Consider the following 22,304-nt stretch of genomic DNA (forward strand, 5'->3'; position numbering starts at 1 on the left):
GCAAATATCCCTCTATGAAAACGTTTATTTGCCTGCTCCTTTTGGCAGCTATCCTACTGCCAGGCTGCTCTTCGCAGAAATACGGGTGTCCCGCCACCGGTTACAATAAAAAAGATTTACAGCGTTCCAACCGCAAAGCTGGCAAACAAATGCGTTTATTCTAATAAAACCTTGTTATGCGTAGAATAATCGTCCTTGCCCTGCTGGCCATCATGACTCTTACCGCCTGCCGTACCCGTAAAAAAGGCTGCCCGCTGCCCCGCCGCAACTGGGGCGCAGAAAAAGTCCTCGATGAACTCAACAAACCGAAAAAGTAATCAGTATTGTTCTTCCTGGATGCTCTCCAGGATGGTAGCATAGCTCACATATCGCTCAGGGTCAATGTCTCCGGCTTCTACGGCTGCTTTTACAGCGCACCCGGGCTCGTTGAGATGCAGACAGTTGTTGAACTGACACTGCGGTAGAAAGGGCACCATCTCCAGGAAATAGTGAGACAGCTCCGTCTTCTCAATCTCCGCAATACCGAATTCACGTACTCCGGGGGTATCTATCAGACAACCACCTCCCGGCAGGTCGTACATTTCCGCAAACGTAGTGGTATGCAGCCCTTTACCGCTCCAGCCGCTGACAGCAGTGGTGCGCAGGTCCAGCCCGGGCATCAGGTCATTGATCAGCGATGACTTACCCACGCCGGAGTGACCCGACATCAAAGTGGTTTTGTCTTTCAGGATGGCCTGAATCTCTTCAATACCCTCTTTGCCGGTAGCAGATATCAGCTTCACCTGATAGCCTATTTCGGTGTATAAAGCCTCAATAGCCTCAAACAGCTCCATTTCCCTCGCCTTGTAGATGTCTTTTTTGTTGAACACCAGGATGGCCGGAATATGATAGGCTGCGGCCGTTACCAGAAAACGGTCAATGAACCCCAGAGAGGTACGTGGCTCTTTAATAGTGCAGATCAGCATGGCCTGGTCCAGATTGGCGGCCACGATATGTTTTTTATTACGCCCATGGGGAGAGCTGCGCACGATATAGTTGCGCCGTTCCCCGATCGCAGTGATCATGGCGTTTTTCGCATTGGCATCGCTGTCATCGGGCTCAATCTCCACAATATCGCCTACCGCAATAGGATTGGTGGAAGTGATATCATCATTTTTTTTGAATATCCCTTTCATCCTGGCCTGAAATGTTTCTCCTGTGGCAGTTTTCACCACATACCAGCTGCCTGTCGATTTATATACTGTTGCTTGCAATAGAAAATTTTATTGTTCCCCAAAGGTAATTTTTTCACACAAAGCGGCCAAGCGGAACCAGGACACCAAAACAGCAAAGGCGCCAGGGATCCGGAAGATGCCTTAGCGCCTTTGTGGCTTGTAATATACTTGTAATATAAAAGTCTTATGGTAAACTTCTGAATACAGAATAACGCAGGACAATTTCCAACAGGATGCAGGCCAGGGCCAGCATTGCCAGTGGGAAGAAATGCTCTGCATAACGTTTGTAGGAAGTGATCTCTACTTTTGTTTTCTCCAGCTGGTCAATTTCACTATAGATGCTTTTCAGATCTGATGTATTGGTAGCACGGAAATACTTACCACCTGTTTCTTTGGAGATTTTTTTCATCAGCGGCTCATCAATCTGTACGTCCTGCATCACCATCTGTACACTGCCATCCGCCATAGGCATGGGGAAGGGGGCTTTACCGATAGTGCCCACCCCGATGGTATATACACGGATTTTGAATGCTTTGGCTATTTCCAGGGCCGTCAGCGGATCTACAAGACCGGTGTTATTAACACCATCTGTCAGCAGGATGATCACCTTGCTTTTAGCATGACTGTTACGCAGACGGTCCACTGAAGTGGCCAATCCCATACCGATGGCAGTACCATCCTGCAACATACCGCTTTTCACCTGTATGATCTGGTTCTTCAATACGGTATGATCTGTGGTAATAGGACACTGCGTAAAACTTTCTCCGGAAAACACCACCAGACCGATACGATCACTGATACGTTTGTCAACGAAGTCCATGGCCACTTTTTTGGCGGCCTCCATCCTGTTGGGCTGCAGGTCTTCTGCCAGCATACTGCCGGAGATGTCCACAGCCATTACAATATCAATCCCTTCACTATCAATATTCTCGGATGTATTGGAGGTCTGCGGCCGCGCCAGCGCTGTCACCAGTGCTGCATATGCCAATACCCGCAGGGCCAGCAATACCGGCCGGAAACGCACTTTCCAGGATACCGGCAGCCCTTTAAGGCCTTCCACGGATGATACCATCATCACGCCCTGCGCCTTTTGCCGCCGGACAGTGCGCCAGTATATCATCACCGGTATCAGCAGTAAGAGCCAGAAGAAAACCGGATGGGCAAATTCAATATTTTTCCACGCTGAAAAATCCATTACTTAAATACGGTTACAAATTACTAATTACAGCTCCTTTTGTGCCTGCGGTTTTTCACCTTGTACTGCGGTTGTGGTTACCGGCTCTTCTTTGGGCCGTGTCCACTCCAGTATTTCTTCGGTTTTGCGCATACAGTCCTCATGCTCATCGTCAGTAGGCTGCAGTTTGGCAAACTTGGCAAGGTCCGCTATCGCCAGCAGGGAGCGCAATTTATCGCGCTGCTGATTCAGCTTGGTGACAGGTTTGATGTTATTTAACAGCTCCTCGCTGGTCTGTTCCAGCGCAGCGATACCAAACTGGTGTTCGAAATAGCTACGCAAAATATCTGTCAGCCTGGTATAGTATTGTTTTATATCACCCTGCTGCCACAGCTTTTCATCCTTAAGGGTTTTCAGCTGTTGTGTAGCCAGCTCATAAGGTGTCACCAGCGGCAGTGTTTCTACCACTTTCTTTTCCGGACGTTTGCGGAAGTACAGCCACAGCCCCAGTGCTATCAACACTACGGCAGCTCCGATCACGATATACAGCCAATAGTCCCAGATATTCCAGGGCACTGCTTGCACCGTCTTGATCGGTTTAAAGGCTTTGGTAGTATCTACCGCCACGGTATTGACATCAAAGCTCAGCGGCTGGCTGAACAAGGTATCTACGCTGTTGGCAGCAGTAGCGCCATACACTTCAAATTTTAAAGGGGGAAATTCCCAATGTCCGGAGTCGAAGCTGGTAAGGGTAAGGGTTTGCTGCAACACTTTCATGTCCTGCCGGGACACGGTGTCCAGAGAAGTACGGGACACCACCTCGAAGTGGTCCAGGGAGTCCGGCACTACGGGAAACAGCAGCTTGAAGTCGGATTTGCTGAAAGTCGCCGCCGGTACGGTGGCGCTCAGGTGCAACTTTATCTGTTCTCCTATCCGGATGCTGCCCGTATCCGCCTTCGCTGTCACCTCCAGGGTGTTTTGCGCCAGCAGGCTTAACGGATACAACAATCCCATAAAGAAACATAAAAATATACGCCTTATAACTTGCTGTTTATACATGTCTGAAATTGCTCTCCTTATTAACTTATGCCCTGTTCAGGAAAAATGTTTGCAACGCTTTTACGTAGTCTTCATCTGTACGGATACTCATCAGCTCAGCACCACTTTTCATAAAGGCATTTTTGCAATATTGTGCGTGCTGTGCAAACTGGTACTCATAGTACTGTCTAACCCGGCGGTCGGCGGTGTCTATCCATTGTGTGGCGCCTGTTTCGGCATCTGCTACCTGGATAAGCCCTACCGGCGGCAGTTCCCTGTCACGCTGGTCATATACCTGTATCCCTACCACATCATGCCTTTTGGCAGCAATGTTCAGGGCATCCTGGTAGTTGCCGGACAGGAAGTCGCTCAGCAGAAACACGATACTGCGTTTTTTGGTTGCGTTATTGAAAAAACGCAGTGTTTCCTTGATATTGGTACCTTTTCGTTTAGGCGTGAACGATAGTAGCTCACGGATAATGAACAGGATATGTGATTTACCTTTTTTCGGAGGTATATATCTCTCCATGCCGTCGCTGAAGAAAATAACGCCTACCTTATCATTGTTTTTGATGGCGGAAAAAGCCAGCACAGCACATAGTTCTGTGATCAGCTCCCGTTTGTCCCGTTTTTGGGTACCGAAGGAAGAGCTTTCACTCATATCTACCAGCAGCATCACTGTCAGCTCCCGTTCTTCTTCGAAGACCTTTACAAACGGGTGATTAAAACGCGCTGTCACGTTCCAGTCGATAGACCGTACGTCATCTCCAAAGTGATAGTCCCTTACTTCGCTGAACGACATACCACGGCCTTTGAAGGCGGAATGGTATTCGCCTGCGAAAATATGGTTGGTAAGCCCTTTGGTCTTGATTTCGATCTGTCTTACCTTCTTTAATATTTCGGCAGTCTCCAATATCATAAAAATTGGCTTATGGCACTTCTACTGCGTTAAGAATTTCGCTCAGGATGTTTTCGCTGGTAACGTTTTCTGCTTCTGCTTCATAAGTCAGTCCCACACGGTGGCGCATTACGTCGAAGCAGATGTTGCGTACGTCTTCCGGAATCACATAACCTCTGCGTTTCATGAAGGCATAGGCTTTGGCGGCCAGCGCCAGGTTGATGCTGGCTCTTGGAGATCCTCCGTAGGAAATCAATGGCTTCAGCTTCTGCAGCTTATATTCTTCCGGGTTACGGGTAGCAAAAACGATATCGATGATATATTTTTCGATTTTTTCATCCATATACACTTCCCTCACCAGTCTGCGTGCTTCCAGGATATCGGAGGGCTGTATCACCGCACGGATAGGTGTGGTGGCTTCCGGGTTGAGGTTCTGGCGGATGATATGTCTTTCTTCTTCCTTGGTAGGATATCCGATCACTACTTTCAGCATGAAACGGTCTACCTGAGCTTCAGGCAGGGTATAGGTACCTTCCTGTTCTATCGGGTTCTGGGTGGCCAGTACCAGGAAAGGATCGTCCAGTTTGAAAGTAGTGTCACCGATGGTGATCTGCCTTTCCTGCATGGCTTCCAGCAGGGCGCTCTGTACTTTGGCAGGGGCGCGGTTGATCTCATCTGCCAGGATGAAGTTGGCGAAGATAGGTCCTTTACGTACTACAAACTCGTTCTTCTGCTGATTGTAGATCATAGTACCGATCACGTCCGCGGGCAACAGGTCAGGCGTAAACTGAATACGGCTGAATTTAGCGTTGATAGCGGATGACAGCGATTTTATAGACAAGGTTTTTGCAAGACCAGGCACACCTTCAAGCAGTACGTGTCCCTGTGCCAGCAAGCCGATGAGCAATCTCTCCACCATATAGCGCTGTCCCACGATTACCTTGCCCAGCTCCATATTCAGGAGGTCCACAAAAGCACTCGCCTGGTGAATTTTTTCATTTAGTTGCCGGATATCGGACGTTGTATTTTCCATGCTGTTAATTTTTCAAGTGTGCTAAAATAAACATTCTCTTGTCAAATAAAACTTATCACTATGTGAAATGCCCGTTAAAGTGCTGTTAAACTTGCCACTGTGGCGCATTCCCATGAAAGTCAGCCTAACGGGGATGCCCAAATTAATAAAGCTGCCGCATATTTATATAATATTTTTCCGTATAACGTACATTTGCCATGGCTATGAGCCACTTAACAGCAAACACTGACCCAAAAAACAGCAATAAGATGGAAGATTTTGAGAAGCGTTGGAAACCAATAGAAGATATGCTGACAGCCAGGTTCGGGAAAAAGCCCAATATGGAGGCTATCTTGTTCCTGATCGGCATCAATGAGCTCAACAACCTGAAGACGAAATATAGTAAAGAACAGAAACAGGACCTGATGCACGTAGCAGTATGCACACTGCTCAGCCAGAGCGGCTACTTCGAGCTGGAAGGCTACGATGCAGACGGATGGCCTCATTTCAAGGAACTACAGCCTGTTCCCAAATTTAATCTGGAAGAACAGGAGCACTTTCTGAAAGAACATATCATCACCTATTTTTCTGAGCACGAAGAAGATTAAACATCTGGTATGAAAAAAACGCTACTCCTCTGTACCTTGCTGCTAACCTTTGCCACCTTTGCCATGGCCAAAAACAGGAAGGTAAAAGTGATCACTCCCTATGGCACCATGGTGGTACGCCTGTATGACCAGACGCCTAAACACCGGAACAACTTCCTGAAGTTAAGCCGGCAGCACTTTTACGATAGTACACTGTTTCACCGGGTGATCAAACAGTTTATGATTCAGGGTGGCGATCCGGATTCCAAACACGCCAAACCCGGCGCAGCATTGGGTAACGGAGATGTAGGGTATACCATCCCGGCGGAGTTCCAGCTGGACCTCTTTCATCGCAAAGGCGCGCTGGCAGCGGCCCGCGACAACAACCCTGCCAAGGCTTCTTCCGGTTGCCAGTTTTATATCGTACAAGGTAAGGTGTTCACCGATGAGCAGCTGGACCAGCTGGAGAAAACAAGACTGGGTGGTCGCAAGATCCCGGTAGACCAGCGTGAGATATACAAAACACAAGGAGGCTCACCACATCTTGACCAAAACTACACCGTTTTTGGCCAGGTGATCAAAGGCCTGGATGTGATAGACAAGATCGCAGCAGTGAAAACAGACAGCCTGAACAGACCACTGCAGGACGTCCCCATGAAAGTGCGCGTTATCAGAAAGTGGCTTTTTTTCTGACACGACAACAATCCGGTTAGCCATCTTGTTAGAAATCAAAAAATCATAAATCTCTAAATGATTTGTATTTTTACAATTCAAAACCTGACTTAATATGAATTTTCCGTCAAACCTTCGTTACACTAAAGATCACGAATGGGTTTTATTAGAAGGCAACGTAGCTACTGTTGGTATTACTGAGTTTGCACAACGCGAATTAGGAGATATCGTATTCGTTGACATTCCTACAATTGGTAAGACCTTAGGCGCTGAAGAAGTTTTCGGAACTGTAGAAGCGGTAAAAACTGTTTCTGATCTTTTCCTGCCTGTTGCAGGCACCCTCAATCAGTTTAATGCTGAACTGGAATCTGAGCCTGAACTGGTTAACTCTGACCCATACGGCGAAGGCTGGATGGTTAAAATGACCGTAAAAAACGCTGCTGACGTAGCTGCGCTGCTGACTGCAGATCAATACAAGGCGCTGGTAGCTGAATAATTAGCCAACTGATATTTTTACATAGAGTACACAACAGGCCTGCGACACCGCATGCCTGTTGTTTTTTAACGGGACCATATAATCGACGCATAGAAGATGAAAGCCTGGAAATATTTCCTCCCTGCCACTTTATGGATCATCCTGATCCTTATTTTATGTACCCTGCCGGGTAAAGACATCCCCACTAACTCTTTTTTAGAACGGATACATTTCGATAAGTTCGTTCATTTCGGCCTCTTTGGTGGTATTGTGTTGTTTTTAAGCATGGGTGTGTACTGGCATAAAAAACACATCTCTGCCTTTACGCTGCTGCTGTTTGTAGTGGTAGCAGCCGTTTACGGATTTGTAATTGAACTGATACAGAAATACTGGGCGGTAGGCCGCAGTTTTGACTTGTATGATGTATTGGCTGATACGCTGGGAGCAGCGGCCGGGGTGATTGTATTCAAAATTGTACTTCGTCTTTTTTATAAACAGAAGTCATAAAAAATCCCCCCTGGAACCAGGGGGGAATATATATCTGCTTATGAGAAATATGTATTTTTAAAATCTTCTATTACTGACCAACTTCTTTCTTCGCGTCCTGTTTCATTTTGTCGTTAGCGAAGATGGAGAATTCTACACGGCGGTTTTTAGCGCGGTTAGCGTCTGAATCGTTGGGAACTTTAGGCTGGCTCTTACCATACCAGAAGCCCTGGATACGGTTAGCAGCAACACCCTGAGATTTCAGATAATTTACTACCGTGTTAGTTCTTCTTTCAGACAGGCCCATGTTGTAAGCATCAGTACCTTTGTCGTCTGTATGACCTTCAACACGCACGTTAGTATCAGGATATTTGTTCAGGATATCAGCCAGTTGTTTTACACTGGTTTGTGCAGCCGGAGACAAATCTGATTTGTCGAAACCGAAAAGCACGCCTGCATCAAATGTAACATTGATACCTTCACCTACACGTTCTACTGTTGCATTTGGCACTTCGTTTTTAATTTCCTGTGCCTGTTTGTCCATTTTTTTACCGATCAAAGCACCGCCAGCACCACCAAGCGCAGCACCGATAATAGCACCTAATGCAGTATTCCCTGCCACTTTACCTATTACCGCACCAGCAGCAGCACCGCCGCCAACACCTATTGCAGCTCCTTTTTTTGTATTGTCCATGTTCTGCCAGGTTGAACAGCTAAACAACATGGTTACGGATAAAGCCACAGCTACAAGGGCATTCAATCTTTTCATCTTAGTAATTTTAAACATGAAGGTTATTATATATATAATTCAGGATAACAAATGTAATCGAAAAGTGGAAAACAAATACTTTGCCAGTTTCTTTTAAAAACATATAACCGGCTGATTAATAATGGTGAACAAACGTCAAAAAAAACACAAGCAACTTATTTATAATCAAATAATTATATACGAAGCGCTTGTGTTTTTACCGTTATGAATACATCCGCAAAAAAAAACAACGGACTACCCCAAAAGGTTTTTCAGCATACCGCCGATACCACCTTCATTACCTTGCTGGCCTTGCTGTTGCTGGCTCGCACCATTTGAAAACAGGCTTGTCAGGTCGCTGAGGTCTACCTTACCATCACCATTTTTATCCAGTCCGCCCGACAGTTTACCCAGCACACCCTGCAGGTCGATACCACCGGCAGCGCCACCAGTCAGGGAGTTAAGGATACCATTGAGGCTGAAATTGTTGTTGGACGGATCATTGGTCTTGTGTACCAGCGACCCCAACACGGTAGGGATCAGAGAAGCAGCCAGCTGGGTAGCGGCACCTTTGTCCAGGTTAAACTTCTCCAACAGGGTACCAATAAAGTTATTGGAGATATTGCCCACTACAGGATTATCCTGAGCTGTAGCCGACTGACCACCCAACAGGGATAATACCCCTTCTGTATTGCCATTGGCCAACTCCTGTTGCAGACCATCTGTAATGGACGCAGTGGCAGCGCTCATTACTGCCTCATTGTGTTCATTGGGCACAGCGGGATTGTTGACAACAGTGCTCTGTGCATGTTCCCGAACGAGTTCCATTAATTGCTCTAACATCTGAATATGGATTTTTGTGGAAGAAAAACGTAGTGGTCGATGTAAATAAATGTAAGATTATTTACTTAGGATTAGTGCGATTTGCAAAGGATTAACACGATTTAAACAGGATTTAACACCATAGGAAGGTCTTATCAAAAACAAAGTGAGCAGAGGCGCAAAACGGTTGTGTTGCACACTTTGCGCCTCTGCTCACTTTATTACTGTATCGAAAAATATTAATTACCCTGCTTCAGTTTCTCTGCGTTTTCAGCAAACTGCAGCGCATCTACCATGTCTTTGATCTCTCCGTTCATGAAGGCATCGAGGTTATAAACGGTCATGCCTATACGGTGATCTGTTACACGGCCCTGCGGATAGTTATAAGTACGGATTTTTGCGGAACGGTCGCCGGTAGACACAAGGCTCTTACGCTGGGAAGCGATAGCATCTTCATGTTTACGTACTGCCGCCTCATAGATACGGGTACGCAGCATTTTCATGGCGATTTCCCGGTTGGAGTGCTGGCTACGGCCTTCCTGACATTCCACTACTACACCGGTAGGAATGTGGGTAAGCCTTACGGCAGATTCGGTTTTGTTTACGTGCTGACCACCTGCACCGGAAGACCGGAAGGTGTCCATTTTAATATCAGCCTCTCTTACGTCTACGTCTACCTCTTCGGCTTCAGGCAGTACCGCTACAGTAGCAGCAGAGGTATGCACACGGCCGGAGGCTTCTGTAGCAGGTACACGCTGTACACGGTGTACGCCTGATTCAAACTTCAGGGTACCGTATACATCATCACCGCTCACTTCTATCACCACCTCTTTAAAACCGCCGGCAGAACCAGCGTTTTCATTCAGCAGGTTGGTGCTCCAGCCTTTCAGCTCACAGAAACGCAGGTACATACGCATCAGGTCGCCGGCAAAGAGGCTGGCCTCATCACCACCGGTACCGGCACGTATTTCAAGGATGGCGTTTTTCTCATCCTGTGGATCTTTTGGTATCAGCAGGTTACGAATCGTTTCTTCCTGCGCCACTTTCTGCTCCTGCAGGGCTTCGGTCTCAGCCTTGGCCAGCTCCCGCATCTCCTCGTCACCACTGTCCAGTACCTCCTTGTTAAAGTCGATATTGTCCAGCAGATTCCGGTAGGCGTCGTAAGCCTTCACGATCTTTTCCAGCTGGCGGTATTCCTTACTCAGCTGGCCAAACTTTTTGTTGTCACTTACCACCTCAGGGTTGGTAAGGGCCAGCGCTACCTGTTCAAAACGGCCTTTTATAGCTTCCAGTTTGTCTATCATAATTATCTTTGACTTTTGAGTACCCACCTGAAAGGGTCGGGATACTGCTAATCGGGTTGCAAAATTAACACCATTAACTTAATTAAATATCAGGTTGTTGAAACAGATCAAATTAAAAGGAAAGGACCTCTTCGACGGCAGCCGTTTTCTAGGCCCCGGCAAGGTGCTGATCATGGATGAAAACGGCGTGGTGACCGGCATTGTAGCCGAAAATGCCGCCGGCGAAGACGTCCGGGAGCTGGACGGCATCCTATGCCCGGGATTCGTAAATTCCCACTGCCACCTGGAGCTGTCACATATGAAAGGCGCAGTCCCCGAAAAAACAGGACTTCCTTCTTTCCTCACCCGGGTAATGGAAGGCCGCAACAACGGCCACAACCAGACCGATGCCATCGCTGCGGCCGAAGAGGCCATGTGGGAATCCGGCATCGCGGCAGTGGGAGATATCTGCAACAGCCCGGCCACCATCCCGCAAAAACGCCACCAGCGCCTCTATTACCATACCTTCGTGGAATGTATGGGATTTGTGGACCACGCCGCCCCAACCCGTTACAACTACAGCCTGGAAGTATTACAGGCCTTCCGTGAGATTAGCGGACCGGGACACAGCGCCTCCATCGTGCCACATGCTCCTTATTCTGTCAGCAAAACCTTATTCGGCCTTCTGGCCCAAACACCACACAATACCCCCCTGACCATCCACAACCAGGAATGCCAGGCGGAAAACGAGCTGTATAACAGCAAAACTGGCGACTTCCTCCGCTTCTTCAGCCACTTCGGTATGGATACCAGCGGATTCCAGGCTCCAGGCGTCAACAGCCTCGAAGCCTATCTGCCCTACTTCTCCCATAACAAAATATTACTCGTACATAATACCTATACCAGCGCCAGCGATATCCGGTTTGCCCAACAGCAGCCCCTGGAAATATGGTGGTGCTTCTGTCCGCAGGCCAACCTGTATATAGAAGACCGGTTGCCGAACATTCCCCTCTTCCGGGAAGCAGGATGTAATATCACACTGGGCACCGACAGCCTGGCGTCCAACCATCAGCTGTCTGTCTGGGAGGAAATAAAAACCATCCGGGCACATTATCCTGAAATACCGCTGGAAGAGCTCCTGCAGTGGGGCACAGCCAACGGTGCCAGAGCACTCGGCATCGAAAGCCGCTACGGTAGTTTCCGGGAAGGAACCCAACCCGGTGTAGTACTGATCAACAACGAAGAAAGTAAACGAATTATCTAGATTTAACCATATGAATGATTTCCTGAACCAGGTCATCCTGGACAATTCCGTTAGGGACTATCTTATTTTGATAGGCGTGCTGCTGTTTGTATCCTTTATCAAACGTTATGTGTCAAAGGGAGTAGCCGCCGTCCTGTTCCGCCTCGTCCGCCACTGGTCGCCACAGATTGAAGAAAAGGACTTTACTAACCTGTTACTGCGTCCACTGGAGTATTTCCTGCTGCTGGTCACTTTTATGCTGACCATCGACCGGTTTACCTTCCCACAGGTGCTCAATGTGCATATTTACAACAAAGCCACCCTGCAGGACATTACAGATACGCTGCTCAGCCTGGCTTTCAGCATGAGCATTATCTGGATCATGCTCCGTCTGATAGACTTCATCGCCCTGGTACTGGAGAAAAAGGCCGAACTCACGGAAGATAGGACTGACAAGCAGTTTATCATCTTTTTCCGGGACTTCTTCAAAGCCATCGTATTTATCATGGGGGCCATTGCCTTTATCAGGATCCTCTTCGGACCCTCTCTGGTAGAAAAGATCATCGCTGGTCTCGGTATCGGTGCGGCAGCCCTCGCCCTCGCTGCCAAAGAGAGCATCGAAAACCTGATCGGCTCTTTTATCATCTTCTTCGACAAGCCCTTCCGTGTAGGCGACAGCGTTAAGGTAGATGCTTACCAGGGCACTGTGGAAAAGATCGGTCTGCGCAGTACCCGTATCCGTACCCTGGAAAAAACCTTTGTCACCGTGCCCAACAAAAAGATGGTAGACAGCATTCTGGACAACCTGTCTCTCCGTACCCAACAAAGAGTGGCCATGCGCCTGGAACTGGGATCAGAGACACCACCCGATAAACTCATCAAAATACTGGACAATATCCGCAGCCTGCTGAAAAGCAATACCAACATATTGCCTGGCTTTACGGTCAACCTCAACGACTTCACCAAAGACACCTATATCATCCAGATCATCTTCAACACCTATATCATCGACGGCAGCCAATATGCGGCACTGAGAGAAAATGTCAACCTCTCTATCGTAAAACTGCTGGCCGACCATGATGTAAAACTGCCAACGACGTCAACAAACGTCACCCTGAACCACTGATTCATTTGATGAATGCTGGTTCTCCTGATAAATAGAGATTAGGGCGTATATAAGATATAAAAGCAAAGAACCCATTGATTCAAAAATCAATGGGTTCTTTGCTTTTATATCTTACTCAGTAATGACTCTACCTCAATCTTCGCTCATCAGGAGAATCAGCATTCATCAAATGAATCATTGTTCTTTCTTGGAGCTATCCAGCAAAATGCGGGAGAGATCACCTTCGATAGACTCTTTAGGAGCGCCGGAGATACGACCTACTTCAGCACCATCCCTGAAAACGATCACGGTAGGCAGCTTTTTTACTCTATAGTCAGTAGGAGCATCTGTCTGAAGTCTTTGATCAGCGCCAAACATGAGTACCTGATCTTCCGGGCTGCCGGCGGTGATCATTACTTTGAACAGTTCGGGAACCACCTTGCGGCTGGTTTCGTCCCAGGTGCCCATCACTACTACCAGGTTATAATTGCTGCGGTTAGCTTTGATGTAGTTGAGCATATTATCGTTGGGCTGGTACTTGTTGACACCTTTGTAAAACCAGTCGGTAGACGGGTCCTGCATCAGTGCTTTCATTTCGATTTTGCCTTTCATCACTTTATCGTTACCATTCTGTGCCCAGGCCATTGTTGAAAAAAGCAGGCCACCTCCCAGGAGTAATGTTTTCAATCGCATAATCATGTTTTTATAATTGATCTTTCAATTCGGTCAAAAAACCCCGTACTTTAAGCAAAGCTTGTACCATTTCGAAATTACGGGCGGCCAGTTTCAGATCTTCCTTCAGTTTTTGTTTGGCGCCTTCAATGGTGTACTTTCTTTCACGCAGGAGGTGGTAGATCAGTTTCAGGTGATGGATATCTTCCTGACGGAAAAGCCGGTCTCCTTTTCTGTTCTTTTTGGGTTGAAGAATATCGAATTCGTTTTCCCAATAGCGTATCAGGGAAGTATTTACTTTGAACATAGCAGCTACTTCACTGATAGAATAATATTGTTTGTCTAGTACTAATTTATCCAGCTCCATAATCAAGTCTGGCTCCTCTGATGCTTCTTTCAATGATTTACGTCCCCGTTTTTTACCAGGCTGTATGGGAGCAGCTATGGTCTTTTTCACTTTTGCTTTTACAGCACCTCCCACAATCTCCGTTACCGGGTGGGGAGTTCCAGGTGAGGAAAAGAGGTTTAACTGTTGCATGATGGTAAAAAACGGTGAAAAAATATTTTTTACGGGAATGAAGTTAAGCTTTTCATGGCAAGCATTCCGCTTTTTCTTCCCCGGAAAAATATCATTTCCCCTGTTGCAACATCTTAAAAGCCAGTTCAATCTACTGGTGGCCGGCTATTAGTCAAAAGACTGGTTGCCGGACCTGGCCATCTTCAGCATACGGTCAAACTGGTCGGCTGTGAGGTCATTAAAGAAGAAATACACCGGGTCAACTTTTTCTCCGTTTTTGATAACCTCATAGTGACAGTGCGGGCCGGTGGATTTACCGGTACTGCCTACCCATCCCACTACATCACCGCGTTTTACGGTCTGGCCGGCCTTCACCTTCATGCGGAACATGTGGCCATATAATGTTTTATAACCATATCCATGTCGTACGATCACGTGGTTACCATAGCCAACGTCGCTCAGGCTGGCCTCTTCCACCACTCCGTTACCGGTTGCGTAGATAGGGGTGCCGCTGGGCGCCGCAAAGTCGAGGCCCGCATGGAATTTCATCGTTTTATAGATCGGATCGATACGGTAGCCGAAACCGGAAGCGACATGTTTCAGGTCTTTGTTGGCCACCGGTTGAATGGCGGGGATGGAAGCAAGCATCTGCTGCTTGTTCTTCACCAGGTTATCGATTTCTTCGTATGATTTTTCCTGAGCCTTAATACGGTTGGTGATTTCTTTCAGCAGGACACTGGTAGAAGCAATGATCTCACTGCTGGCAAAAGACTGCAGCTGGGCAGCTTCCTCATCCCGGTTGATCTTACCCAGACGGGTACTGTCGGGGATAGGGGAGGCTTCAAAGATGACGCGGTAAATTTCATTGTCGCGCTCTTCCAACTGGGCCAGCTTACCCTTCACTTCCCGCATACGACCCTGCAACGCGTCGTATTTCTCCTTCATTCCTTCCAGATCGCGGCGCAACGACTTCTCCTTGGGAGAATCCACCACCCTGTAGGCCACGGACAGAAAAATAGCCCCGGTAACTATGGCAGCCGACAAAAACCCGAGTATTCTCAGGATCTTCACCCGCAGCGATACTACGAGTTTCTCATATTTTAATGTTTGGGTGTTGTAAAAATATTTAACCTTCTTCATGCACCGGGTGTACTTTACGCTGATTTACAGCGTTGAACGCTATAACAGCAGATTTATTTCATGAGGTACAAACAAGCTGGATGGCGGTAGTTAGCATTATTTTCTGTCCACATTAACTTTTTTGCCGGGTAACACGACCTGTTTTGAATAATCATACAGGTTTTCGATATTTTTGCACTCCCTGTAACTCGTCGGAAAATAAGGCGCACAAACCTAATGTAATTAGATTAAAACATCAACCTTTTGAATGTCAATTTTCTAACTACTTTATAATGGCTTGAAAAACAATGTAAAATTGCCTGTTACCGCGTGTTACATAACAACAAAAATACATATTAACTCGTATCAATATTTATGACAGCATCTGAGATAAGACAGCAATTCCTGGATTTTTTTGCGTCGAAAGGGCACCAGATCGTTCCTTCTGCTCCCATAGTCATCAAAAACGACCCGACTTTGATGTTCACCAACGCGGGCATGAACCAGTTTAAAGACTTCTTCCTGGGTAACAAGGTACCTGCCAGCACCCGGGTCGCGGACACCCAGAAATGTCTGCGCGTAAGCGGTAAACACAACGACCTGGAAGAAGTAGGTATTGATACTTACCACCATACCATGTTTGAAATGCTCGGTAACTGGAGCTTTGGCGACTACTTTAAAAAAGAAGCCATCGCCTGGAGCTGGGAACTGCTCACTGAAGTCTATAAAATCCCGAAAGACAAACTCTATGTTACTGTCTTTGAAGGAGATGCGAGTGAAAACCTGCCCAAAGACGAAGAAGCATACAACTACTGGAAAGAACATATTGCAGAAGACAGAATTCTGCTGGGCAACAAAAAAGATAACTTCTGGGAAATGGGCGATACCGGCCCTTGTGGTCCCTGCTCCGAAATACATGTGGACTGCCGTCCGGATGCCGAAAGGAAACAGGTAGACGGTAAAACGCTCGTTAACGCCGACCATCCTCAGGTGATTGAAATATGGAACAACGTATTCATGCAGTTCAACCGCCTGAAAGATAAATCGCTGGAGCCACTGCCTGCCAAACACGTAGACACCGGCATGGGCCTCGAACGCCTGGTACGCGTACTGCAGGGTAAAACCTCCAACTACGACACCGACCTGTTCATGGGCACCATCCACACCACAGAAAGCTTTACCGGTAAAAAATACGAAGGCACCGACACCAGAAAAGACGTCGCCTTCCGTGTAATTGCCGACCATATACGCGCCATCTCCTTCACCATCGCCGATGGCCAGCTGCCATCCAACACCGGTGCCGGTTATGTAATCCGCCGTATTCTCCGCAGAGCGGTACGTTACTATTTCTCCTTCCTCGATGTTAGGAAACCTCTCCTCCACGACCTGGTGCCTGTACTGGCAGCCCAGTTCTCCCACGTATTCCCTGAACTGCAACAGCAGGTGGATTTCGTGAAAAAAGTAGTGTTTGAAGAAGAAAACAACTTCCTCCGCACCCTGGACAGTGGTATCCGCCGTATAGAGGACTTTATGCAACAGGCTGCCTCCAAAGCCATCGATGGCCAGACAGCCTTTGAATTATACGATACCTACGGTTTCCCATACGACCTGACCACCCTCATCGCGTCAGAAAACGGTTTCACTGTAGACAAAGCCGGCTTTGATGCCGCCATGCAACAGCAGAAAGACCGCTCCCGCGCCGCCACAGAAGTGGATGCCGGCGACTGGGTAATCCTGGACGAAACACCTGATTCCGTTTTCATCGGCTACGAACAGCTGGAAAGCAGTACCAAACTGCTGAAATACCGTACCGTAAAAGCCAAAGGCAAAGAACAGTTCCAGCTCGTACTGGGACAAACACCTTTCTATGCTGAAAGCGGCGGACAGGTAGGTGATACCGGTATCCTGCACTTCGACGAGGAAGTGATCCATGTTACCGACACCAAAAAGGAAAACAACCTGATCATTCACTTTGCGGATAAACTGCCTGCTAACCCTGCTGCCCATGTAAAAGCAACAGTGGCGAAAGACAAACGCCGCAGCATTGCCCGTCACCACTCCGCTACCCACCTCCTGCATGCTGCACTGCGTCAGGTACTGGGTACACACGTGGCACAGAAAGGCTCCCTGGTGAATGCAGAAAACCTCCGCTTCGACTTCTCCCACTTCGCTAAAGTGACCGATGAAGAATTAGCGCAGATTGAAGCCATCGTTAACGAAAAGATCCGCCAGAACATCCCGGTGATCATAAAGGAACTGCCTAAAGAAGAAGCCCTGCAACTGGGTGCCATGGCACTTTTTGGTGAAAAATACGGCGACGTGGTACGTGTGGTAATTATGGACCCTGCTTACAGCGTAGAGCTGTGCGGTGGTACTCACATAGGCGCTACCGGAGAACTCGGTCTCTTTAAGTTTTTATCCGAAGGTGCTGTTGCTGCCGGCGTTCGCCGCGTGGAAGCCGTTACCGGCGCCAAAGCGGAAGCCTTCATCAACGAACAGCTGCAACTGCTGAAGGAAATCAGGAACACCCTGAAAAATCCCAAGGAAATCGTGAAAGCTGTAGAAACACTGGCCCAGGACAAATCCTCCCTGGAAAAACAGGTGGAAGCCCTGGAACTGGAGAAAGTACGCCAGCTGGCTGCCGATCTGCGCAACCAGGCCCAGGACATCAACGGAGTGAACTTCCTCGGACAGGTGGTGAATGTTAATAATGCAGAAGGCCTCAAACAACTGGCCCTGCAGCTGAAAGGCGATATCCCTAATCATGTTCTGCTGTTCGTAGCAAACATCGGCGGCAAAGCCAGCGTAGCCCTCAGCATCGCTGATGAACTGGTAGCAGCCAAAGGTTGGGAAGCTCCTAAGATCATCAAGGAAAAAGTAGCACCCCTGATCAAAGGCGGCGGCGGCGGCCAAAAAACCTTTGCTACAGCCGGCGGCCAGGAAACAGACAAACTGGACCAGGTAGTAGCCGCTGTAAAAGCCATCCTGGGATAATTCTAATCATCCCGGCATTGCCGGAAAACATAACTAAAAGGCGAAAAGCGAAACAAATGTTTCGCTTTTCGCCTTTTTAATCCCTGTTGGTCATCTCCCGGAGAAAAATTTTAACAAACCATCTGGTGACGTACGTCATCATTTCAGTAGTTTTAACTTTTCCTTACCTTATACGGCGGCTAATTTTGTAACATTCCAAAAAGAAAACAGGTAATTATGAAAAACGTACTCAGAAATTTTACCCTTGCAGGCTTTGGTTGCCTGGCCCTGAGCGTGGCCTCAGCACAAAACCCGGGTTCATCCAGAGATAAAATGGGCGAGTATGATGAGATCATCATTAAAAGCAAAGGTGACAAAGGTGGAAAAGTCACCGTGGAAATCAAAGACGGCAATATCCTGGTGGACGGTAAAAAACTGGACCAGTACAGCAACCCCGATATCTCCGTTTTCCGCAGGAACATCACCCCAATAAATGGCAACAACTTCAGCTTTGAAAATGGTTCCCCTGACCAGATTCAGCTTTTTAATGATGGTGATGAAACCGACATCCCTGTTCCCAAAGCTATGCTGGGCGTGATCACCGAAAAAACCGTTGCCGCCGGTGCTACTGTAAAAACTGTGGCCCCTGGCAGCCCTGCCGAAAAAGCCGGTATCAAAATCGGTGATGTGATCACCCAAATAAACAAGGATGCCATCAAAGAACCGAAAGAGTTATATGAAACCATCGGTAAGTTCCAACCTGGCGACAAAATAACGATCACGTATATACGCAATAAGAAAGAAACCAAAGTACCGGTTACGCTCGATGAAAGAAAAGAAGAATCTTTTGGCATGCATAATATGCCCCGCAGGAGAGGAGAGCTATTCGCCATGCCACTTCCCCGCGGTGGACAAGGATTTGGCAATTTATTCGGCATACCCGATGAAGGTGTAAAACTCGGTATTCAGGTACAGGACACCGAAAATGGCGACGGCGCACAGGTGATTAATATGGCACCCGGTTCTCCGGCAGAAAAAGCAGGTTTCAAAGTAGACGACCTGATCACTGAAATGGCCGGATCACCTGTAAAATCAGCGGGAGACGTGGCAGCGATTTACCGTAACAACCGCGACAAAGGGTCTATAACGGCGACGGTTAAACGAAACGGACAAATACAGACCATTGATATAAAAATTCCTAAGAGACTGCGTAAAGCAGATCTTTAATACCTTCTTACTACATTTTATTTTGGGTTTAAAACGCAAAGGCGCAAAGGATTTTACTCTTTGCGCCTTTTGTTTTATGGTTAGTATACCTTACTTCATAATTCTCTTCATGAGTCCGAGCTTGTTTTTAAAGGGCGGGTATTTTACCGGCACGTCCAGCCAGGTACCGGTTTTCAGCATGCCTTTAGCGTGTGTAAATGTTTCAAAGCTGTAGCGCCCGTGATACTGGCCCATACCGCTGTAGCCCGCACCGCCAAAAGGAAGCTCCGGATTGGTAAGATGTACCAGCGCATTGTTGACACATCCGCCACCGAAACGCACCTGCTCGATGAGCGCTTTTTCTGTTTTTTTACTTTTGGTGAAAACGTATAACGCCAACGGATACGGATTTTTCTTGATAGCCTGGATAGCCTGTGGCAGCTCTTCAAAAGTCAGGATAGGCAATACCGGACCAAAAATTTCTTCCTGCATCACCGGATCATCCCACTCTACATCATCCAGCAAGGTAGGGGCGATATAGAGCTTGTCACGATCTGTCTGACCACCATGCAATATATGTCCTTCTTTCAGGTAAGCAGCCACCGTATCAAAACGACGGGAGTTGATCATTCGGGCGTAGTCATCGCTATTGACAGGGTTTTGTCCGAAGAAATCCACAATGGCTTCTTTCATCGCGTCTACCATCTCTTCCTTCACGCGGTGGTGTACCAGCAGATAATCAGGCGCCACACAGGTCTGGCCTGCATTCCAGAACTTGGCCCATATAATTCGTTTAGCCGCCACCTTTATATTCACTTTATCATCTACCACACAAGGTGATTTTCCGCCCAGCTCCAGGGTTACGGGAGTAAGATGCGGTACGGCCATCTCCATGATCTTTTTTCCTACCGGGATGCTGCCGGTGAAGAAGACATGGTCGAACCGATAGGCCATAAGGGCAGGGATGATAGTGGCACCATCACCTTCCACCACTGTGACGTAAGCAGGGTCGAATGTTTCCTTTATCATGGCGGCAATTACGGCGGCTGTATGCGGCGCCAGTTCCGATGGTTTCAGGATGGCACAGTTACCGCCGGCGATAGCACCTATCAAAGGGCTTAACTGCAGCATAAACGGGTAATTCCAGGGAGCGATGATGAGTGTGAGTCCCAGTGGCTCGCGGTAAACACGGCTGCTGCTGGGATAGGTCACAAATGGTGATGTCACCACTTCGGGCTCCATCCACTGTTTCAGGTTAGCCAGTGTAAAGGCGATTTCTTCATACAGAAATCCTACTTCGCTGCTATAGGCTTCCAGCGGGTGTTTATGAAGGTCCTGGTGCAAAGCTTCCAGGATACGGGATTCATATTGACTGACACCCTTTTTCAGACGCTTTAGCATAGCCTTTCTGAAGGCGTAGGGAAGGGTTGCTCCTGAGTCGAAATAATCATGCTGGGCCTTATAAAGCTGACTTATCCGGGCATTGCTGATCATAGGTGTAAATTTAGTATGTTGCTTAACCTCAAGTTAGTCATTCCCCGGATGAAATAGGCCGAAATCACAGCATTATTTGAATATATTTGTGGGAATCAGTACGGATCATGAGCGATATCTACAGTAAATACGAAACAGTGATAGGGCTTGAAGTACATGCCCAGCTGCTTACAGAAAGTAAATTATTCTGCAGCGACAGCGCAGCTTTCGGGGGCGCACCCAATACCCATATCAGCGCTATTTCGCTGGCCCATCCCGGCACCCTGCCCCGGATGAACCGTAAAGCCGCAGAATATGCCATCAAACTGGGCCTGGCCTGCCATTGCGAGATTGAAAAAGATAACTATTTCGCCCGTAAAAACTATTTCTATCCCGACCTGCCCAAAGGTTACCAGATATCACAGCATACCGCACCTATCTGTAAGGGCGGTTATGTTACAGTGGTAACCGATGCCGGCAGCCGGCAGATAAAGCTCAACCGTATCCATCTGGAAGAAGATGCCGGCAAACTCCTGCACGATCAGGACCCGGCCAACAGCTACGTGGACTATAACCGCGCTGGTGTACCCCTCGTGGAAATCGTCAGTGAACCGGATATGCACACCAGCGATGAAGCCTACGTTTATCTCACCGAACTGCGACGCCTTGTTCGCTACCTCGGTGTATGTGACGGCAACATGGAAGAAGGCAGCATGCGCTGCGACGCCAATATATCCGTACGCCTCAAAGGCACTACCACACTGGGCACCAAGGTGGAAGTAAAAAACATGAATTCTATCCGTAACGTAAAACGGGCTATTGATAATGAAGTAAAACGGCAGATCGACCTGATTGAAGCCGGCGGCACACTGGTGCAGGAAACCCGCAGCTTCGACGCCTCTAATGGCAGCTCTTTTCCGCTGCGCTCCAAAGAAGAGGCCAACGACTACCGTTACTTTCCGGAGCCTGACCTGGCGCCCTTCAGGCTTACTGACGAGTTTATAGCCGGTATCCGTGCCACGCTGCCCGCACTGCCGGAAGAACTGGTGCAGAAATACACCGCCGTGTACGGCCTGCCCGAATATGATGCCCGTGTAATCTGCGATGACAAAGCCACAGCCGATTATTTTGAAAGTCTCACCGCCATCACCACCCATTACAAGGCTGCTGCCAATTGGATGCTGGGGCCTGTGAAATCCTGGCTCAACGAACATTCGGAAGATATATCCCGGTTTCCGGTGACACCTGGAGCGCTGGCAGCACTCATCAGCCTTACCGACAGCGGCAAGGTAAGTTTCTCCATCGCTTCCTCCCGGATACTGCCGGAAATGACACAGGTGGCGGAAAACCCGTTGGCCATCGCTACCCGCCTCAATCTCCTGCAAGACAACAATGCAGACAACATCAGCCCCATCATCGATGAGGTGCTGGCTAAATATCCGGATAAAGTGGCCGCCTTCCGGAGTGGTAAAAAAGGATTGATGTCTTTGTTTGTGGGAGAAGTGATGAAACTGTCGAAAGGCAAGGCAGATCCCCGGTTGACCAACGAATTACTGGCAGAAAAGCTGAAAGGCTAAGACGCTTTGC

The 22,304-nt window shown here is 48.0% G+C and carries 23 protein-coding genes; 11 read left to right on the forward strand and 12 right to left on the reverse strand.

The window, feature by feature from the left end:
• Positions 1 to 14 precede the first annotated feature (14 nt).
• On the forward strand, positions 15 to 164 hold the full coding sequence (locus DF182_RS32305; protein ID WP_153260001.1) for a hypothetical protein: 150 nt from the start codon (positions 15 to 17) through the stop codon (positions 162 to 164).
• A 12-nt stretch (positions 165 to 176) separates the two neighbouring features.
• On the forward strand, positions 177 to 317 hold the full coding sequence (locus DF182_RS32310; protein ID WP_153260002.1) for a hypothetical protein: 141 nt from the start codon (positions 177 to 179) through the stop codon (positions 315 to 317).
• Here DF182_RS32310 and rsgA read toward each other — a convergent pair whose 3' ends face one another.
• From rsgA to DF182_RS11525, 5 genes are all read right to left on the reverse strand, one after another.
• Positions 318 to 1,253, reverse strand: coding sequence for a ribosome small subunit-dependent GTPase A (gene rsgA, locus DF182_RS11505; RefSeq protein ID WP_113615764.1), 936 nt, complete (start codon positions 1,251 to 1,253; stop codon positions 318 to 320).
• Between the two features lie 145 nt (positions 1,254 to 1,398).
• On the reverse strand, positions 1,399 to 2,409 hold the full coding sequence (locus tag DF182_RS11510) for a vWA domain-containing protein (protein WP_211327097.1): 1,011 nt from the start codon (positions 2,407 to 2,409) through the stop codon (positions 1,399 to 1,401).
• Positions 2,410 to 2,436: 27 nt separating this feature from the next.
• A complete protein-coding gene (locus tag DF182_RS11515; RefSeq protein WP_113615765.1) occupies positions 2,437 to 3,402 on the reverse strand; it encodes a hypothetical protein in 966 nt (321 codons plus the stop codon).
• 70 nt (positions 3,403 to 3,472) lie between these two features.
• Positions 3,473 to 4,345, reverse strand: coding sequence for a DUF58 domain-containing protein (locus tag DF182_RS11520; protein ID WP_245957411.1), 873 nt, complete (start codon positions 4,343 to 4,345; stop codon positions 3,473 to 3,475).
• Between the two features lie 10 nt (positions 4,346 to 4,355).
• On the reverse strand, positions 4,356 to 5,357 hold the full coding sequence (locus DF182_RS11525; RefSeq protein WP_113615766.1) for an AAA family ATPase: 1,002 nt from the start codon (positions 5,355 to 5,357) through the stop codon (positions 4,356 to 4,358).
• 248 nt (positions 5,358 to 5,605) lie between these two features.
• Between DF182_RS11525 and DF182_RS11530 the strand changes: the two genes are divergently transcribed.
• From DF182_RS11530 to DF182_RS11545, 4 genes are all read left to right on the forward strand, one after another.
• Entirely contained in the window at positions 5,606 to 5,944 is a 339-nt protein-coding gene (locus DF182_RS11530) for a hypothetical protein (protein ID WP_113615767.1), read from the forward strand.
• 9 nt (positions 5,945 to 5,953) lie between these two features.
• Positions 5,954 to 6,616, forward strand: coding sequence for a peptidylprolyl isomerase (locus tag DF182_RS11535; protein WP_113615768.1), 663 nt, complete (start codon positions 5,954 to 5,956; stop codon positions 6,614 to 6,616).
• Positions 6,617 to 6,710: 94 nt separating this feature from the next.
• On the forward strand, positions 6,711 to 7,091 hold the full coding sequence (gene gcvH / locus DF182_RS11540) for a glycine cleavage system protein GcvH (RefSeq protein ID WP_113615769.1): 381 nt from the start codon (positions 6,711 to 6,713) through the stop codon (positions 7,089 to 7,091).
• 96 nt (positions 7,092 to 7,187) lie between these two features.
• Positions 7,188 to 7,577 carry a VanZ family protein gene (locus tag DF182_RS11545; RefSeq protein WP_113615770.1) on the forward strand — a complete coding sequence of 130 codons (390 nt, stop codon included), beginning with the start codon at positions 7,188 to 7,190 and terminating at the stop codon, positions 7,575 to 7,577.
• 70 nt (positions 7,578 to 7,647) lie between these two features.
• On the opposite strand, the gene DF182_RS11550 is transcribed toward DF182_RS11545, so the two are convergent.
• The 3 genes from DF182_RS11550 to prfA all read right to left on the reverse strand — a co-directional run bounded on the left by DF182_RS11550 (position 7,648) and on the right by prfA (position 10,430).
• The gene (locus DF182_RS11550; RefSeq protein ID WP_113615771.1) at positions 7,648 to 8,325 is read right to left on the reverse strand and encodes an OmpA family protein; all 678 of its coding nucleotides are present in this window, start codon (positions 8,323 to 8,325) and stop codon (positions 7,648 to 7,650) included.
• A 234-nt stretch (positions 8,326 to 8,559) separates the two neighbouring features.
• Complete coding sequence (locus DF182_RS11555; RefSeq protein ID WP_147243417.1) at positions 8,560 to 9,147, reverse strand: hypothetical protein; 588 nt, start codon at positions 9,145 to 9,147, stop codon at positions 8,560 to 8,562.
• 218 nt (positions 9,148 to 9,365) lie between these two features.
• A complete protein-coding gene (gene prfA, locus DF182_RS11560) occupies positions 9,366 to 10,430 on the reverse strand; it encodes a peptide chain release factor 1 (protein ID WP_113615773.1) in 1,065 nt (354 codons plus the stop codon).
• A gap of 97 nt (positions 10,431 to 10,527) precedes the next feature.
• Here prfA and DF182_RS11565 point away from each other — a divergent pair, with 97 nt between their 5' ends.
• A complete protein-coding gene (locus DF182_RS11565) occupies positions 10,528 to 11,673 on the forward strand; it encodes an amidohydrolase family protein (RefSeq protein ID WP_113615774.1) in 1,146 nt (381 codons plus the stop codon).
• A gap of 10 nt (positions 11,674 to 11,683) precedes the next feature.
• A complete protein-coding gene (locus DF182_RS11570; RefSeq protein WP_113615775.1) occupies positions 11,684 to 12,778 on the forward strand; it encodes a mechanosensitive ion channel family protein in 1,095 nt (364 codons plus the stop codon).
• A gap of 174 nt (positions 12,779 to 12,952) precedes the next feature.
• On the opposite strand, the gene DF182_RS11575 is transcribed toward DF182_RS11570, so the two are convergent.
• The 3 genes from DF182_RS11575 to DF182_RS11585 all read right to left on the reverse strand — a co-directional run bounded on the left by DF182_RS11575 (position 12,953) and on the right by DF182_RS11585 (position 15,086).
• Positions 12,953 to 13,450 (reverse strand): thioredoxin family protein, encoded by a 498-nt coding sequence (locus DF182_RS11575; protein WP_161964121.1) that lies wholly within the window; start codon positions 13,448 to 13,450, stop codon positions 12,953 to 12,955.
• 10 nt (positions 13,451 to 13,460) lie between these two features.
• Positions 13,461 to 13,967 (reverse strand): MerR family transcriptional regulator, encoded by a 507-nt coding sequence (locus DF182_RS11580; RefSeq protein ID WP_245957412.1) that lies wholly within the window; start codon positions 13,965 to 13,967, stop codon positions 13,461 to 13,463.
• Positions 13,968 to 14,114: 147 nt separating this feature from the next.
• Complete coding sequence (locus DF182_RS11585; RefSeq protein ID WP_113615777.1) at positions 14,115 to 15,086, reverse strand: peptidoglycan DD-metalloendopeptidase family protein; 972 nt, start codon at positions 15,084 to 15,086, stop codon at positions 14,115 to 14,117.
• A gap of 354 nt (positions 15,087 to 15,440) precedes the next feature.
• Between DF182_RS11585 and alaS the strand changes: the two genes are divergently transcribed.
• On the forward strand, positions 15,441 to 18,059 hold the full coding sequence (gene alaS, locus DF182_RS11590) for an alanine--tRNA ligase (RefSeq protein WP_113615778.1): 2,619 nt from the start codon (positions 15,441 to 15,443) through the stop codon (positions 18,057 to 18,059).
• 216 nt (positions 18,060 to 18,275) lie between these two features.
• The gene (locus tag DF182_RS11595) at positions 18,276 to 19,265 is read left to right on the forward strand and encodes a PDZ domain-containing protein (RefSeq protein ID WP_113615779.1); all 990 of its coding nucleotides are present in this window, start codon (positions 18,276 to 18,278) and stop codon (positions 19,263 to 19,265) included.
• A 90-nt stretch (positions 19,266 to 19,355) separates the two neighbouring features.
• On the opposite strand, the gene DF182_RS11600 is transcribed toward DF182_RS11595, so the two are convergent.
• On the reverse strand, positions 19,356 to 20,738 hold the full coding sequence (locus DF182_RS11600) for an aldehyde dehydrogenase (RefSeq protein ID WP_113615780.1): 1,383 nt from the start codon (positions 20,736 to 20,738) through the stop codon (positions 19,356 to 19,358).
• A 107-nt stretch (positions 20,739 to 20,845) separates the two neighbouring features.
• On the opposite strand from DF182_RS11600, the gene gatB reads away from it, so the two are divergent.
• A complete protein-coding gene (gene gatB, locus DF182_RS11605; protein ID WP_113615781.1) occupies positions 20,846 to 22,294 on the forward strand; it encodes an Asp-tRNA(Asn)/Glu-tRNA(Gln) amidotransferase subunit GatB in 1,449 nt (482 codons plus the stop codon).
• Positions 22,295 to 22,304: the final 10 nt, after the last annotated feature.

The organism is Chitinophaga flava (assembly GCF_003308995.1).
In the GTDB taxonomy this organism is placed as follows: domain Bacteria; phylum Bacteroidota; class Bacteroidia; order Chitinophagales; family Chitinophagaceae; genus Chitinophaga; species Chitinophaga flava.

Bases quoted from the DNA above. Each gene is read 5' to 3' on its own strand.
- DF182_RS11580 (WP_245957412.1), bottom strand. From the start codon at position 13,967: ATGCAACAGTTAAACCTCTTTTCCTCACCTGGAACTCCCCACCCGGTA.
- DF182_RS11575 (WP_161964121.1), bottom strand. From the start codon at position 13,450: ATGCGATTGAAAACATTACTCCTGGGAGGTGGCCTGCTTTTTTCAACA.
- DF182_RS11585 (WP_113615777.1), bottom strand. From the start codon at position 15,086: ATGAAGAAGGTTAAATATTTTTACAACACCCAAACATTAAAATATGAG.
- DF182_RS11600 (WP_113615780.1), bottom strand. From the start codon at position 20,738: ATGATCAGCAATGCCCGGATAAGTCAGCTTTATAAGGCCCAGCATGAT.
- prfA (WP_113615773.1), bottom strand. From the start codon at position 10,430: ATGATAGACAAACTGGAAGCTATAAAAGGCCGTTTTGAACAGGTAGCG.
- DF182_RS32305 (WP_153260001.1), top strand. From the start codon at position 15: ATGAAAACGTTTATTTGCCTGCTCCTTTTGGCAGCTATCCTACTGCCA.
- DF182_RS11555 (WP_147243417.1), bottom strand. From the start codon at position 9,147: ATGTTAGAGCAATTAATGGAACTCGTTCGGGAACATGCACAGAGCACT.
- DF182_RS11510 (WP_211327097.1), bottom strand. From the start codon at position 2,409: ATGGATTTTTCAGCGTGGAAAAATATTGAATTTGCCCATCCGGTTTTC.
- gatB (WP_113615781.1), top strand. From the start codon at position 20,846: ATGAGCGATATCTACAGTAAATACGAAACAGTGATAGGGCTTGAAGTA.
- alaS (WP_113615778.1), top strand. From the start codon at position 15,441: ATGACAGCATCTGAGATAAGACAGCAATTCCTGGATTTTTTTGCGTCG.
- gcvH (WP_113615769.1), top strand. From the start codon at position 6,711: ATGAATTTTCCGTCAAACCTTCGTTACACTAAAGATCACGAATGGGTT.
- DF182_RS11545 (WP_113615770.1), top strand. From the start codon at position 7,188: ATGAAAGCCTGGAAATATTTCCTCCCTGCCACTTTATGGATCATCCTG.
- DF182_RS11570 (WP_113615775.1), top strand. From the start codon at position 11,684: ATGAATGATTTCCTGAACCAGGTCATCCTGGACAATTCCGTTAGGGAC.
- DF182_RS11595 (WP_113615779.1), top strand. From the start codon at position 18,276: ATGAAAAACGTACTCAGAAATTTTACCCTTGCAGGCTTTGGTTGCCTG.
- DF182_RS11520 (WP_245957411.1), bottom strand. From the start codon at position 4,345: ATGATATTGGAGACTGCCGAAATATTAAAGAAGGTAAGACAGATCGAA.
- DF182_RS11530 (WP_113615767.1), top strand. From the start codon at position 5,606: ATGGAAGATTTTGAGAAGCGTTGGAAACCAATAGAAGATATGCTGACA.
- DF182_RS11535 (WP_113615768.1), top strand. From the start codon at position 5,954: ATGAAAAAAACGCTACTCCTCTGTACCTTGCTGCTAACCTTTGCCACC.
- DF182_RS11515 (WP_113615765.1), bottom strand. From the start codon at position 3,402: ATGGGATTGTTGTATCCGTTAAGCCTGCTGGCGCAAAACACCCTGGAG.
- DF182_RS11550 (WP_113615771.1), bottom strand. From the start codon at position 8,325: ATGAAAAGATTGAATGCCCTTGTAGCTGTGGCTTTATCCGTAACCATG.
- DF182_RS11525 (WP_113615766.1), bottom strand. From the start codon at position 5,357: ATGGAAAATACAACGTCCGATATCCGGCAACTAAATGAAAAAATTCAC.
- DF182_RS32310 (WP_153260002.1), top strand. From the start codon at position 177: ATGCGTAGAATAATCGTCCTTGCCCTGCTGGCCATCATGACTCTTACC.